The sequence below is a fragment of the Aeromicrobium sp. JJY06 genome (assembly GCF_044069275.1).
GTDB classification, from domain to species: domain Bacteria; phylum Actinomycetota; class Actinomycetes; order Propionibacteriales; family Nocardioidaceae; genus Aeromicrobium; species Aeromicrobium tamlense.
Window position 1 is genome coordinate 360,036 of the sequence record NZ_JBIMRD010000002.1, and the last position, 13,555, is coordinate 373,590.

Sequence of the window (13,555 nt, forward strand, 5' to 3'; positions counted from 1 at the left end):
GCCGTCACCAGCCGGCGCCGAAGCTGACGAACGAGGTCGGCCGGTCGGCGGTGGCCTCGGCGAGGGCGACGGCCGGGGGAGTGCCGGCGGCCATGAGACGGTGCACGTCCTGCAGGACCTCACAGGCCTCGTCGTCCGCCACCGCCGCGGGCGAGGCGATCACGCATCGTGCGCCGGCGTGCAGCCACGCGTTGACCATGCCGAGCGACTCCTCGGCCCAGCGCTGCGTCGAGCGACCCACCTCGCACGCCGAGAGGACGACGACCTCGGGCACCTCGGCCAGCTGGTCGAGGTCGTACCCGAACAGGGGGCCGTCGGCGAGGAGCAGCCCGGAGAAGAGTGGGTTCTCCACGGCGTGACGGCCGTGAGCCGACACGTGCAGGAGGTCCACCCGTCCGGCGAGCTCGAGGGTTCCCGCGACGGTCGCGTCGCCGTCGGTGAGAGCGACCGCGCCCGGCCAGCGCGCTGCCGACTGCTTGACCTCCTCGATCGCGCGCGGTACGCCCGGTCCTGCCACGAGGCCGGCGGAGCGAGGCTGGGGCAGCCCGCGGACGGCGAGCCAGCGAGTGGCGCCCGAGGCGACGGTGACGGGACGTCCGACCAGCCCGGGCAGCATCGACCACGGGACACCGGCGAGGATGCCGGCTTGCGCCAGGACGACCCGCCGGTCACCGATCAGGTCGAGCACCGGCTGCACGAGCGCGGCAGCAACGTCGGCCAGGCGCCGTTCGAGGCCGAGGCGCACGACCCGAGCCATCGCGTCGCCGAGCACGCTGGCGTTGACGTCCAGGTCGGCACGCAGACCCGCGAGCACGCGGACGAGTGGTGCGGACGGACCGAGGTCCACGAGCTGGCGCACGGCGTCGGTCACGACGAGCGCGAGCAGGCGGGCGTCGCCGTCCCAGAGGTAGCTGACGAGGGCGGTATCGGCACCGAGCGCGCGTTCGACGTCCTCGAGATCGCTGATCTGGTGCACCTCACCGGACCCCGCGTCGAGCCAGGCCCGCCGACGAACCCGCTCGCGCAGCTCGGCGAGCCGACGGGCTTCCGCGGTGCCGGGCTCGGGCTCGGTGACGGTGAGGGTGCGGATCTCCATGAGGTCGGCCGCCGCTCGGTCGTCGCGGGGCGGCCGTACCGGCACGACCCGCGACGTGAGGGCTCGCGCCCTCTCCGACCACTCGAACACGACCTCGGGATCGCCGTCCGCCAGCGCGATGCGGATCCCGGTCGTCGCGAGGCCACGGCCGTGGCCGACGACCGAGCTCATCATGTCGAGACTGCCGAACGACGACTGCCAGTCGTGCAGGAGGTCGAGGCCGGTGCGCAGGTGTACGAGCGCCTCGGAGCTCCTGTCCGCCGCGAGCTCGAGATCGCACAGTGCCGCGCGTTCGAGGAGCCGCTCCGTGAGCGAGTCGGTCTCGCTCGTGCGGCCGCGCTCGAGCCGCGCGAGAGCGACGTCGACCTCGCCGATGCCCGTGGCCGCGCGGGCCGCGTTCAGGTCGAGGAGCTGGGCCTCGTGGTCCAGGTGGTGGCCCCGCAGGTCGCCCGCAAGCCGGTCCGTGCGCTCGAGCCACGCCGACGACACCGGAGCCAGACGTGCCTCGGCGACGGCGACGACCACCTCGGTGCGCAGGGCCCAGGACTCGCTGCCGATCCGGCGCAGGCGCTGGGCGGTGCGCCGGGCCAGACGCAGCGCCCGCTGCGGGTCGGTGGCGAGCATCGCCCTGGCCGCGACGAACTCGCACTCCGCCCGCATCTGGTGGTGGCGGTGTCGACCGAGGATCGCGGCGCTCGAGGTGAGCAGCGGGACGGCCTCACTCGACATGCCCGCGTGGATCAGCGCCTCCGCACGGTCCTGGTCGACGAGAGCGAGCCCGACCTGCGAGCCCTCCGCCAGCACCGGTCGCGCCTCCTCCATGAGGCGCAGGGCCGCCGCGAGGTCCCAGCGCCGCATCGCGGCATATCCGCGGTTGTGCAGCGCCGTGGCGTGCCCGATCGCGTCCCCGAGCTCCTCGAAGGCCGCGGCGGTGCGGGCGAAGTCGGCCTCCGCGGCGGCGAAGTCACCCACCCTCAGGCGCACCACCCCGAGGTCGTTCAGGCTGTTCGCGAGCTCGAGCGAGCCGTCGGGGAGGTCGTCGATCGACTGCTCGTACAGCGCGAGCGACCGCTCGTACTCACCGCGCCGCTGGTGCAGCGCCGCCTCCTGGCTCGTGATCAGGGCGGTGATCTCGGGGGAGTCGACCCCGATCGCGTGCGCCTCCGCGCAGAGCTCCAGGCCCGCGTCCGGCTCACCCAGCTCGGCGACGACCAGGGCCAGACTGACGAGGATCCGCGCGCGGAGCTCGTCCGAGGGATCGCGCGTCAGCGCACGGCGGAACTCCCGGCGGGCCGATGCGAAGCGCCACTGATGAAGGTGCTCGAGGCCCCGGCGATGGAGTTCCTGCGCGGCGAGCATGCCTTCATCATGGTCGAGCGTCTGCCAGCTTGGCCACGATTGCGGTGTTCTGCTCCACGATCTTCTCCGACGACAGGGCCGGGGCGTCGGGCGCCGGAAGGTGTCGACCGATCCTTCGAGCCAGCTCGGCGGCGTACACGGGAGCCGCGAACGAGGTGCCGCTCCACACCGCGAAGCCCCCGCGGAAGTCGTCCGGATCGATCGCCTCGCGGTCGCGCTGACCGTGGCGGATGCGGGCCACCGGCTCCAGCCCACCCTGGAACGCCGGCATGGTGCTGACGAGCGAGGATCCTGGCCGGTGCACGCTGATCCAGGGGCCGGCGTTCGAGTACAGCGCGTCGGTCACGAGGTTCGGGTTCAGCGCCCCCACCGCGACGATCGGCGTGCTGCGCGGATCGTGCTTCACGATCTGCTCCGCACCGTCCCAGGGCGCGAAGGCGGCCGGGAACATCGGGCGCGTGGTGGCGTCGTTGCCCGCCGAGCACACGACCACGGTGCCCGTGCGGCCGATCGCTGCGAGGATCTCGTAGAGCGTGGGATCGAAGAGGTGGTCCACCGGCGTCTCGTGGTAGTAGCCGAACGAGAGATTCAGGACGTCGAGCGCCAGTCCCTTCTCGTCGCCCAGCCGCACGAGCTTCGCGATCTGCATGAGCACCGTGGCCAGGTCGGACTCGGGCGTCGTGCCGTCGGAGTCGAGCAGCCGCCACCAGTGGATGTCGGCGTCGGGAGCGCCCTGGTGAAGCAGTCCCACGATGAAGGTGCCGTGTCCCGACGCCTCGTCGAGTGAGCCGTCGAGCGGCCCGGACACGTCGCCGACCCGCTCGGGGTCGCTCTCGGCGTCGGTCCGGCCGATCGTCGCGCCCTCCAGCAGGCCGGAGCCGTCGTGGACCGCGGACGTGAACCAGGTGTGCTCGCCGCAGCCGGTGTCGACCACGCCGATCCGTGGCCGGCGCGGAGCGTCGGGGTCGTCGGGACTGCGCATCGGCGCAGGCCCCACGAAGGCCACCGGCTGACGACCACCGCTGCCCTGGTCGGCGTAGGACTCGATGGCGAACGAGTTCCCCCGCGTGAGCGGATTGCCCCGCGTGAGCGGATTGCCGCGCGTGAGCGGGTTCCCCCGGGTGAGCGGATTGCCCCGCGTCAGGGGGTTGCCCCGGGTCAAAGGGGAGGTCGTGAGGACGTGGTCGAGCCCGATGCCCCGCAGGAGGTCACCCTCGGGGTTGCTGGCACGCGCCGCCTGCAGCAGGGTCCACGCGTCCGGCGGACGGGTGGGGGAGTTCTGCGTCGCGGCGATGATCACCCGGGCCAGACCGAGAGAGCCGGTGGCCCACGGATAGCGCTCGACGCGGCTGCGGCGCTCCTCCTCGGACTCCTCCAGCGTGATGCGGGGGTAGTCGGGATCCTCCTCGACGGTCCAGTCGAAGGGCCGAGCCGCCTCGCGCAGCACCTCGATCGCGGCCTCGACGTCGATCAGGGTGGAGATCAGCAGGCGGGTGCTGAGGTAGGCGGTGGCGTTGGCGCGGACGCCGTCGACCTGCGCGCCGGACTCCGCGGCGAGCAGTCGCCCCTGCTCCTCGGCGACGGAGCGGTGACGGGTCCACTCGTCGAACTGCTCCAGCCTCGGGACGCGACGCTCGTCGTTGTTCTCGGGGGCCATGTGGGTCCTCAGATCTCGAAGGTGGGGGTGGCGAGCTCGGTGTCACCCGAGAAGTAGATGCGGATCAGCCCGGCGGGCAGCGACTCGAACTCGAACCGGCCGTCGGTGACGTCGGCGCTCCAGGTCTGGTTGCCTGCGGTGAGGCGGGCGTGGCTGGCGCCGGCGCCGGTGACCCAGCCGTCCACGCGGCGGGTGGTCTCGTCGACCTCGGCCACGCGCAGCAGGATGGACGTCTCGTCGTGGGAGAACTCGATGGTGATGACGCCCGAGCCCCGGGTGCCCACCAGCTCGGTGCTGCGACCCAACAGGCTCAGCAGCTCGTAGTCGGCGTCGAGGTTCTCGGCGGCGATGGCCGCGATCATGGCGTCGGCCAGGTGGGCCGGCGGCGGATCGAGGTCCTCGTACATCGCTCGCAGATCGGTGAAGATCGGATCGCGCTCGGTCATGACGTGGCCCCCTCGCCGGAGATGACGGCCTTGAGCTTCTCGAGGCAGCGCCGACGCGTCGGTCCGATGCTGCCCACGGGCATGCCCAGGTCCTCGGAGATGTGCTGGTAGTCGGGACGGTCGTCGAAGGCGATCACCCGCAGCAGGCGCTGACAGCGCTCGTTGAGCTGGGCGACCGCCGACCACAGCCGGTGGCTCTCGTCGGCCTCGACCGCCTCGGACTCGGCGGCGGGGGAGCTGGGCAGGACGGGAGCGAGCAGCTCGTCGTCGGCCGGGTCCTCGCGCCGGTTCCGTGAGGCGACCCGCCACGCCTGGCGCCGGGCCGTGATGATGAGCCAGGACGACACCGCGCGGGGGTTCTCCACGGCGTCGGCCTTGCGCACGAGGGTCAGCCAGGTGAACTGGATGACGTCCTCGCAGACGTCCTCGTCGAGGCGGTACGCCCGCACGACGTGCCACAGCACGGGGGTCATCTCCCGGACGAGGTCGTCGATCGCTCCACGGTCCCCGTCACGCCAGCGGGCGAAGGCCTCGCCGGAGCGAATCCACGGGCCCTCGTCGGGAGCTGCTGGTTCGGGTGACTTCTCACTGGTCACGAAGTTCATTGTGCGCACATCCGAGACGAGGCAGGAAGAGGACGCGCTGATACACGCGGCGCACGGACCGCAGGAGCGAGGGCTCGCGCTAGTAACCTGTCGGGGTGCGACGACCCTCCCTGCTGCTGTCCGTGGTCCTCGGTCTCGCGACCCTGGCGGGCTGCTCGGGCGGGGGACCGTACTGCGACGCGGTCGACGCGGGGCGCGAGCCGCTGGCCACCTTCGGCGAGCAGAGCGACGCCGCCTTCTCCACCTACGCCGACGTCACGACGAAGATCTCGCGCGTCGCGCCGGCCGACGTGAAGAAGGAGTGGAAGTCGATCGCCGTGTCGACCAAGAAGGTCGTCATCGCGCACCGCACGTCCGGCCTGGCGCTGGAGGACATGAAGGACGAGGTGAAGGTGAACGCGCTGTCCAAGCAGGACGTCGACCGGATCACCGCCGCCCACGAGGCCTTCAACGACACCAAGGCCGAACGCGAGGACGTGGTCGAGCACGTGCACGACGAGTGCGGCATCGACCTGTCGAAGAAGTGAGGAGACCATGGCACTTCCCGAACTGACCGACGAGCAGCGCCGGGCGGCGCTGGCCAAGGCCGCCGCCGCGCGCCAGGTGCGCGCCGAGGTGAAGAACCGCCTGCGGCACTCCGGCGCCAGCATCGCTGACGTGCTGGCCGAGGCCAAGCGCAACGAGGCCGTCGCCAAGATCAAGGTCCTCGACCTGCTCCAGAGCATCCCCGGCATCGGCAAGCTCACCGCGCAGCAGATCATGGCCGAGCTGAACATCGCCGAGAGCCGGCGCCTGCGCGGCCTGGGCACCAACCAGGCCAAGGGGCTCGTGGCCGAGATCAGCCGCCGTGGCTGAGCGCGGCCGGCTCATCGTCCTCGCCGGACCCACCGCGGTCGGCAAGGGCACCGTCGCGGCCTGGATCCGCGAGCACCACCCCGAGATCGCCATGTCGGTGTCGGCGACCACGCGCCCGCCGCGCCCCGGCGAGGTCGACGGCACGCACTACCACTTCGTCTCGCCCGAGGAGTTCGACCGGCTCGTCGACAACGACGGCCTGCTCGAGTGGGCCACCGTCCACGGCGTCAACCGCTACGGCACCCCGCGCGCGCCCGTGGAGAGGAAGCTGGCGCAGGGGGAGTCGGTGCTGCTCGAGATCGACCTGCAGGGCGCCCGTCAGGTGCGCGAGGCCCTGCCCGAGGCCTACCTCGTCTTCCTGGCCCCGCCCAGCTGGGACGAGCTGGTCAGCCGCCTCGTCGGACGCGGCACCGAGACCGAGGCCGAGCGCGAGCGCCGCCTGGCCACCGCGCGCGAGGAGCTGGCGGCGGTGTCGGAGTTCGACACCACCATCGTCAACACCGAAGTCGAGGAAGCGGGGCGCGAGTTGGTAGACTTGTTCAGATCACGCCCGCCAGCCGACCCTGCCGGGTGAACCTCGAAACTTCTGGAGATTCTGAGTGTCCACGACACGTTCTGCCGCCGAAGGCATCACCAACCCGCCGATCGACGACCTGCTCGAGAAGGCGGACTCCAAGTACAAGCTGGTCCTCTACAGCGCCAAGCGCGCCCGCCAGATCAACGCCTACTACTCCCAGCTGGGCGAGGGCCTGCTCGAGTACGTCGGCCCCCTGCTGGAGACCGAGGTCCAGGAGAAGCCGCTGTCGATCGCGCTGCGCGAGATCAACGCCGGCCTGCTGACCGTCGAGGACGTGCCGGCCGACGCCGTCGCGACCGAGACCCCCACCGAGGCCTGAGCCTTCCGGCGATGAGTCGCATCGTCCTCGGGGTCACCGGCGGCGTCGCCGCCTACAAGGCGGCGCTGCTGCTGCGACTCTTCACCGAGGCGGGGCACGACGTCCGCGTCGTGCCCACCGAGTCGGCGCTGGAGTTCGTCGGCGCCCCCACGTGGGAGGCCCTCTCCGGGAACCCCGTGCAGACGGGGGTCTTCGAGAACGTCCCCGAGGTGCCCCACGTGAAGCTCGGCCAGACGGCCGACCTCGTGGTGGTCGTCCCGGCCACGGCCAACACGCTGGCGCGCGCCGCGCACGGCCTGGCCGACGACCTGCTCACGAACACGCTGCTCACCGCCCGCTGTCCGGTGGTCATGGCCCCGGCCATGCACACCGAGATGTGGGAGCACCCCGCCACGGTCGCCAACGTCGCCACGCTGCGCGATCGCGGCGTCCTGGTGATCGAGCCCGACTCGGGCCGTCTCACCGGCGCCGACACCGGCCCGGGCCGGCTGCCGGAGCCCGACGCGATCTTCGCGATCTGCCAGCAGGTCCTCCGGGGTCGCCCGCACGACCTCGCCGGCCAGCACGTGGTCGTCTCGGCCGGCGGCACCCGCGAGTTCCTCGACCCGGTCCGGTTCCTCGGCAACCGCTCGTCCGGCCGCCAGGGCATCGCCCTCGCCGAGGCGGCGCTCGCCCGCGGCGCCACCGTCACCCTGGTCGCCGCCAACGTCTCGGTCCCCGTGCCCGCGGGCGTCGACGTCGTCCGCGTCGTCACCACTGCCGAGCTCCGCGAGGCCGTGCTCAAGGCCGCCGAGTCCGCCGACGCCGTCGTCATGGCCGCCGCCCCGGCCGACTTCCGGCCCACCGCCTTCGCCGACGCCAAGATCAAGAAGCAGGCCGACGGCGTCGCCCCCACGATCGAGCTCACCGAGAACCCCGACATCCTCGTCGAGCTCGTGCGCACCCGTTCCGGTCGCTCGCCCGTGATCGTCGGGTTCGCTGCCGAGACCGGCGACGCCAACGGGTCGGTCCTCGACCACGCCCGCGCCAAGATGGCGCGCAAGGGCTGCGACCTGCTGGTCGTCAACGACGTCGGCTCCGAGCGCACGTTCGGCCAGCCCGACAACGAGGTCACGATCCTCACGGCCGAGGGTGCCGAGCACCCGGTGCCCCGCGCAGCGAAGGCCGAGATCGCCCACGCGATCTGGGACGCGGTCGTCCAACGCGTGGAATGAACGGGCCCCGTCACCACCCGCCCACTACAGTCGTCACGACGTCCAGCACGTCGTAGTCCATCAGCCAGAGAGGTAACCGTGAGCCGTCTTTTCACCTCGGAGTCCGTGACCGAGGGTCACCCGGACAAGATCGCCGACCAGATCAGCGACAGCATCCTCGACGCCCTTCTCGCGCAGGACCCGAAGAGCCGCGTCGCCGCGGAGACGTTCGTGACCACGGGCCTCGTGCTCGTCGGCGGCGAGGTCACCACCGAGGCGTACGCCGACATCGCGCGGATCGCGCGTGACCGGGTGCTCGAGATCGGCTACGACTCCTCCACGAAGGGCTTCGACGGCGAGTCCTGCGCGGTGCAGGTCACCCTCGACGCGCAGTCGCCCGACATCGCGCAGGGCGTCGACAAGGCCGAGGAGGCCCGCCTCGGCGGCGCCACCGACCCGCTCGACCTCCAGGGCGCCGGCGACCAGGGCCTCATGTTCGGCTTCGCCTGCGACGAGACCCCCGAGCTCATGCCGCTGCCGATCACGATCGCGCACCGCCTCTCCGAGCAGCTCACCAAGGTCCGCAAGGACGGCACGCTCCCGTACCTGCGTCCCGACGGCAAGACCCAGGTCACCATCGAGTACGACGACGACGACAAGCCCGTCCGCGTCGAGGCGATCGTCATCTCCACGCAGCACGAGGAGGGCGTCGACCTCGAGCACCAGCTCCCGTCCGACCTGAAGAAGCACGTCATCGACGAGGTGCTGAGCCAGTACGACATCGACGCGTCGAGCTACAAGTCGCACATCAACCCCACGGGCAAGTTCGTCATCGGCGGCCCCATGGGCGACGCGGGCCTGACCGGCCGCAAGATCATCGTCGACACCTACGGTGGTTACGCCCGTCACGGCGGCGGCGCCTTCAGCGGCAAGGATCCGAGCAAGGTCGACCGCTCGGCCGCCTACGCGATGCGCTGGGTCGCCAAGAACATCGTCGCCTCGGGTCTGGCCACTAAGGCCGAGGTCCAGGTCGCGTACGCGATCGGCGTGGCCCACCCGGTCGGCTTCTACGTCGACACGTTCGGCACCGAGGTCGTCCCCGTGGACACGATCCGTCAGGCGGTCCTCGAGGTCTTCGACCTGCGCCCCGCCGCGATCGTCCGCGACCTCGACCTGCTGCGCCCGATCTACGCCGAGACGGCCGCCTACGGTCACTTCGGCCGCCCCGGCCTGCCGTGGGAGAGCACCGACCGCGCCGACGCCCTGCGCGCCGCCGCCGGGGTGTGAGCGATGTCAGCTCCGGCTGGTAGAACAGCCGAGTGAGTGAAGCACAGCGGCGTGTCGCGAGGATCCTCGTCGACACGCCGCTGTCGCATCTCGACCGCCCGTTCGACTACGCGGTTCCCGACGAGCTGGCCGACGGCGTCGTCCCCGGCTGCCGGGTCAAGGTGCGCTTCGCGGGACGGCTGGTCGACGGCTTCGTCCTCGAGCTGGCCGACGGCTCCGAGCACGAGGGCAAGCTCGCCCAGGTCGCCAAGGTCGTCTCCTCCGAGCCCGTCCTCTCGCCCCAGACGGCCCACCTGGCCCGCACGCTGGCCGACCGCTACGCCGGCACCGTCGCCGACGTCCTGAGGCTCGCGATCCCGCCGCGCCATGCGCGGGCCGAGGCGCACCCGCCGTCCGACCCCGCGCCCACGCCGCCCGACATCGGCAGCGCCTCGTGGCACGCCTACCTGCACGGTGCGACGTTCGTCGAGGCCCTCGCGAAGGGGGAGTCGCCGCGTGCGGTGCTCAACGTGCTGCCGCGCCACGAGCCCGAGCGCGCCGTCGCGGAGGCGGTCTCCGCCGTCGTCCGATCGGGTCGTGGAGCGGTGGTCTGCGTCCCCGACGTCCGCGACGCCACCCGCTGGCACGAGGTCTTCGCCGAGGCGCTCGGACCGGACGCCCACGTCGTGCTCACCGCGGCCGACAAGCCGGCCGCGCGCTACCGCAGCTTCCTGCGCGTCACGCGCGGCGAGGTCCGGGTCGTGCTGGGCACCCGGGGCGCCGCCTACGCACCGGTGAAGGACCTGGGCCTCGTCGTGATCTGGGACGACGGCGACGATCTGCACGCCGAGCCGCGAGCGCCGTACCCGCACACCCGCGAGGTGCTGCTCACCCGCGCCATCGAGGCCGGTGCGGGCGTCCTCATCGCGGGGCACGCCCGCACCGCCGAGGCGCAGTCACTCGTCCAGCAGGGCTGGTGCGCCGAGATCGTCGCCGACCAGTCCTCACGGCGCCGCGAGTGGCCGCTCGTCGAGGTCACCGACGGCACCGAGCACGGTGCGGCCGCGGCCCGGCTGCCCGCGGCCGTGTTCCAGGCCGTCCGCAACGCCGAGGGCCCGGTGCTGGTCCAGGTGCCTCGTCGTGGCTACCGCACGTCGCTGGCATGCCAGGACTGCCGCACGCCGGCCACGTGCCCGCAGTGCCACGGCCCGCTCCTGCAGCACCGCGCCGACGCCCCACTCGTGTGCCGCTGGTGCGCCACCGAGGTCCCGGCCTGGCGCTGCGGCGAGTGCGGCGGCACCCGCCTGCGCGCCCCCGTGGTCGGGCAGCTGCGCACCGCCGAGGAGTTCGGGGCAGCGTTCCCCGACCGCACGGTGCTGACCTCCGGCGGCAGCGCCGTGCTCGACCACGTCGAGGGCGACGGCTCACCGCTCGTCCTCGCCACGCCCGGCGCCGAGCCCACGGTCTCCGGTGGCTACGCGGTGGTCGTGCTGCTCGACACGTGGCTCATGCTCGGCCGCGACGACGTCCGCGTCGTCGAGGAGTCGCACCGCCGCTGGTTCAACGCGCTCGCCCTGGCGGCGTTCGGCGCGCGAGCCGTCGCGGTGGGGGACTCCACGGTCCTGCAGGCGCTCGTGCGCGCCGATCCGGTCACGGTCGCGGCGCGCGAGCTCACCGACCGTGCCGAGACACACCTCCCGCCCGTGGGCCGGCTCGCCACCGTCGACGGACCCGAGGACGTCATCGGCGTCCTCGCGAAGCGGGACTGGCCCGCGTTCGTCGACGTGCTCGGCCCCGTGCCGGTCGAGCCCGGCCGCGAGCGACTCATCCTGCGCGTGCCCCGCCGCGAAGGTCTCGCCCTCGCCACCGTGCTCAAGCAGCTCGCGGCCGAGCGCAGCGCGGCCAAGGAGCCGCCGGTGCGGATCCAGATCGACCCCGTCGCGTTCTGAGCGCTCCCGACCGACGACCTAGACTCGCCGGGTGAGAATCGTCTTCGCCGGGACCCCGGCCACCGCCGTGCCGACGCTCGAGGCGCTCGTCGCCAGCCGCCACGAGGTGGCGGCGGTGATCACGCGTCCCGACGCCCGCGTCGGCCGGGGCCGCTCGCTGCAGCCGTCGCCCGTCGCGCTGGCCGCCGAGGCGCACGGCATCGACGTCCTCAAGCCCGCCTCGACCTCCGATCCGGAGTTCCTCGAGGCGCTCGCAGCCACGCAGGCGCGGCTGGGCGTGATCGTCGCGTACGGCGCCCTGCTGCGTCGCGACGTGCTGGACGCGCTCGAGCTCGGCTGGATCAACCTGCACTACTCGGTGCTGCCGGCCTGGCGCGGTGCCGCACCGGTCCAGCGCTCGATCATGGCCGGCGACGAGATCACCGGCGCCACGGTCTTCAGCCTCGTCGAGGCGCTCGACGCCGGCCCCGTGCTCGGCACGATCACCGAGCGGATCCGCGAGGACGACACCACGGGCACGCTGCTCGACCGCCTCTCCGACCAGGGCGCCGTGCTGACCGTCGACGTCGTCGATCACATCGAGGACGGCGACATCGGCGCGGTGCGCCAGCCCGAGGACAACGTCTCGTACGCCCACAAGCTGACCACCGAGGACGCCCGCATCGACTGGAAGCGCCCCGCCTTCGCCGTCGACCGGCACATCCGCGGCTGCACGCCCGCGCCCGGCGCGTGGACCGAGCTCGACGGGGCCCGCGTCAAGGTCGGTCCGCTGACGATCTCCGAGGAGTCCACGCTCGAGCCCGGCGTCGCCGCGATCGGCAAGCGCGAGGTCCGGGTGGGCACGACCACGACCGACGTCGTCCTGGGCGAGGTCCAGCCGCACGGCAAGAAGGCGATGCGCGCAGCGGACTGGGGCCGCGGCCTCGGCGGAGCGACCGAGGTGGTGTTCGGATGAGCGCCATCACCGATCCCCGCGAGGTGGCCTTCGAGGTCATGTCGGCCGTCCGCACGCGCGAGGTCTACGTCAACCTGCTGCTGCCGACGCTGCTGAAGGACCTCTCCGACCGGGACGCCGCGTTGGCGACCGAGCTGACCAGCAACACGATCCGCCACCAGGGCACGTACGACGCCATCATCGACAGGGTCGCCACCGGCACCGTCCACCCCGCGGTCCGCGACGCCCTGCGGCTCGGCGTGCACCAGCTGCTGGCGATGCGGGTGCCCCCGCACGCGGCGGTCGACACCACGGTCAACTTGGTCCGCCGGCGGATCGGGCACCGACCCGTCGGCTTCACGAACGCGGTGCTGCGCAAGATCGGCCAGAAGGGCCTCGACACCTGGATCACCGAGCTGACCGCCGGTCTCGACCGGCACGCGGCGCTGGCGATCCGGTACTCGCACCCGACGTGGGTCGTCGCGGCGCTCGAGGACGCGGTGGGCCCCGACCAGCTGGAGGAGCTGCTCGCCGCCGACAACGTGCCGCCGCACGTCACGCTCGTCGCCCGTCCCGGCCTGATCGACCCGAGGTCACTGCCCGGCGAGACGGGACGGCTGAGCCCGTACGCCCGGATCATGACCGGCGGCGGCGACCCGGGCTTCGTGCCTGCCGTGCGCGACGGCCGCGCCGGGGTCCAGGACGAGGGCTCGCAGATGGTCGCCATCACCACGGCCGAGGCGCCCGTCGAGGGCTACGACACGCACTGGCTCGACCTCGCCGCCGGCCCCGGCGGCAAGGCCGCGCTGCTCGGTGCGCTGGCCGCCGAGCGTGGCGCGAGCCTCGTGGCCAACGAGGTCCAGCCGCACCGGGCCGAGCTCGTCCGGCAGTCCGTGCGCGCGCTCAGCAACGTCCAGGTCGTCGTCCACGACGGCCGCGAGGGCCCGTGGGAGGAGGAGTCCTTCGACCGCGTGCTCCTCGACGCGCCGTGCACCGGACTCGGTGCGCTCCGTCGTCGGCCGGAGGCCCGCTGGCGCCGCCGTCCCGAGGACGTGCCCGAGCTCGTCGAGCTCCAGCGCCAGCTGTTGACGCGCGCGCTCGACCTCGTCCGGCCCGGGGGAGTGGTGGGCTACGCGACGTGCTCGCCGCTGCCCGCCGAGACCCGCGAGGTCGTCGAGGCCGTCACCGCCGAGCGCTCCGACGTCACCGTCGAGTCCGAGCACCACTGGTGGCCGCACACCGACGGCACCGACGCCATGTACCTGGCCCTGCTGCGCCGATCCTGACCGATACGCTCGG

13 protein-coding genes are annotated in these 13,555 nt (G+C 72.6%); 9 read left to right on the top strand and 4 right to left on the bottom strand.

Annotation, left to right across the window (positions count from 1 at the left end; all coding sequences use genetic code 11):
* Positions 1-4: 4 nt before the first annotated feature.
* The 4 genes from ACGWYL_RS13190 to ACGWYL_RS13205 are packed head-to-tail and all read right to left on the bottom strand — an operon-like array spanning position 5 to position 5,154.
* Positions 5-2,455 carry a CHAT domain-containing tetratricopeptide repeat protein gene (locus ACGWYL_RS13190; RefSeq protein ID WP_179424510.1) on the bottom strand — a complete coding sequence of 817 codons (2,451 nt, stop codon included), beginning with the start codon at positions 2,453-2,455 and terminating at the stop codon, positions 5-7.
* 7 nt (positions 2,456-2,462) lie between these two features.
* Positions 2,463-4,112 carry a S8/S53 family peptidase gene (locus ACGWYL_RS13195; RefSeq protein ID WP_395487409.1) on the bottom strand — a complete coding sequence of 550 codons (1,650 nt, stop codon included), beginning with the start codon at positions 4,110-4,112 and terminating at the stop codon, positions 2,463-2,465.
* Positions 4,113-4,120: 8 nt separating this feature from the next.
* On the bottom strand, positions 4,121-4,558 hold the full coding sequence (locus ACGWYL_RS13200; RefSeq protein WP_395487410.1) for a hypothetical protein: 438 nt from the start codon (positions 4,556-4,558) through the stop codon (positions 4,121-4,123).
* Complete coding sequence (locus ACGWYL_RS13205) at positions 4,555-5,154, bottom strand: RNA polymerase sigma factor (protein ID WP_269306845.1); 600 nt, start codon at positions 5,152-5,154, stop codon at positions 4,555-4,557. The genes ACGWYL_RS13200 and ACGWYL_RS13205 overlap by 4 nt, the downstream gene beginning before the upstream one ends.
* A 104-nt stretch (positions 5,155-5,258) precedes the next feature.
* On the opposite strand from ACGWYL_RS13205, the gene ACGWYL_RS13210 reads away from it, so the two are divergent.
* The 9 genes from ACGWYL_RS13210 (at position 5,259) to ACGWYL_RS13250 (ending at position 13,542) form a co-directional block, all read left to right on the top strand.
* Positions 5,259-5,690, top strand: a complete 432-nt coding sequence (locus ACGWYL_RS13210; RefSeq protein ID WP_395487411.1) for a hypothetical protein — start codon at positions 5,259-5,261, stop codon at positions 5,688-5,690.
* Between the two features lie 7 nt (positions 5,691-5,697).
* A complete protein-coding gene (gene mihF, locus ACGWYL_RS13215; RefSeq protein WP_179424505.1) occupies positions 5,698-6,018 on the top strand; it encodes an integration host factor, actinobacterial type in 321 nt (106 codons plus the stop codon).
* A complete protein-coding gene (gene gmk / locus ACGWYL_RS13220) occupies positions 6,011-6,592 on the top strand; it encodes a guanylate kinase (RefSeq protein WP_179424504.1) in 582 nt (193 codons plus the stop codon). The genes mihF and gmk overlap by 8 nt, the downstream gene beginning before the upstream one ends.
* A 25-nt stretch (positions 6,593-6,617) precedes the next feature.
* The gene (gene rpoZ / locus ACGWYL_RS13225; protein ID WP_179424503.1) at positions 6,618-6,914 is read left to right on the top strand and encodes a DNA-directed RNA polymerase subunit omega; all 297 of its coding nucleotides are present in this window, start codon (positions 6,618-6,620) and stop codon (positions 6,912-6,914) included.
* A gap of 11 nt (positions 6,915-6,925) precedes the next feature.
* A complete protein-coding gene (coaBC, locus tag ACGWYL_RS13230) occupies positions 6,926-8,128 on the top strand; it encodes a bifunctional phosphopantothenoylcysteine decarboxylase/phosphopantothenate--cysteine ligase CoaBC (RefSeq protein ID WP_395487412.1) in 1,203 nt (400 codons plus the stop codon).
* 78 nt (positions 8,129-8,206) lie between these two features.
* Entirely contained in the window at positions 8,207-9,394 is a 1,188-nt protein-coding gene (gene metK, locus ACGWYL_RS13235) for a methionine adenosyltransferase (RefSeq protein ID WP_179424501.1), read from the top strand.
* Between the two features lie 32 nt (positions 9,395-9,426).
* Complete coding sequence (locus tag ACGWYL_RS13240; RefSeq protein ID WP_395487413.1) at positions 9,427-11,322, top strand: primosomal protein N'; 1,896 nt, start codon at positions 9,427-9,429, stop codon at positions 11,320-11,322.
* Between the two features lie 31 nt (positions 11,323-11,353).
* A complete protein-coding gene (gene fmt, locus ACGWYL_RS13245) occupies positions 11,354-12,277 on the top strand; it encodes a methionyl-tRNA formyltransferase (protein WP_395487414.1) in 924 nt (307 codons plus the stop codon).
* Positions 12,274-13,542 carry an RsmB/NOP family class I SAM-dependent RNA methyltransferase gene (locus ACGWYL_RS13250; protein ID WP_395487415.1) on the top strand — a complete coding sequence of 423 codons (1,269 nt, stop codon included), beginning with the start codon at positions 12,274-12,276 and terminating at the stop codon, positions 13,540-13,542. The genes fmt and ACGWYL_RS13250 overlap by 4 nt, the downstream gene beginning before the upstream one ends.
* Positions 13,543-13,555: the final 13 nt, after the last annotated feature.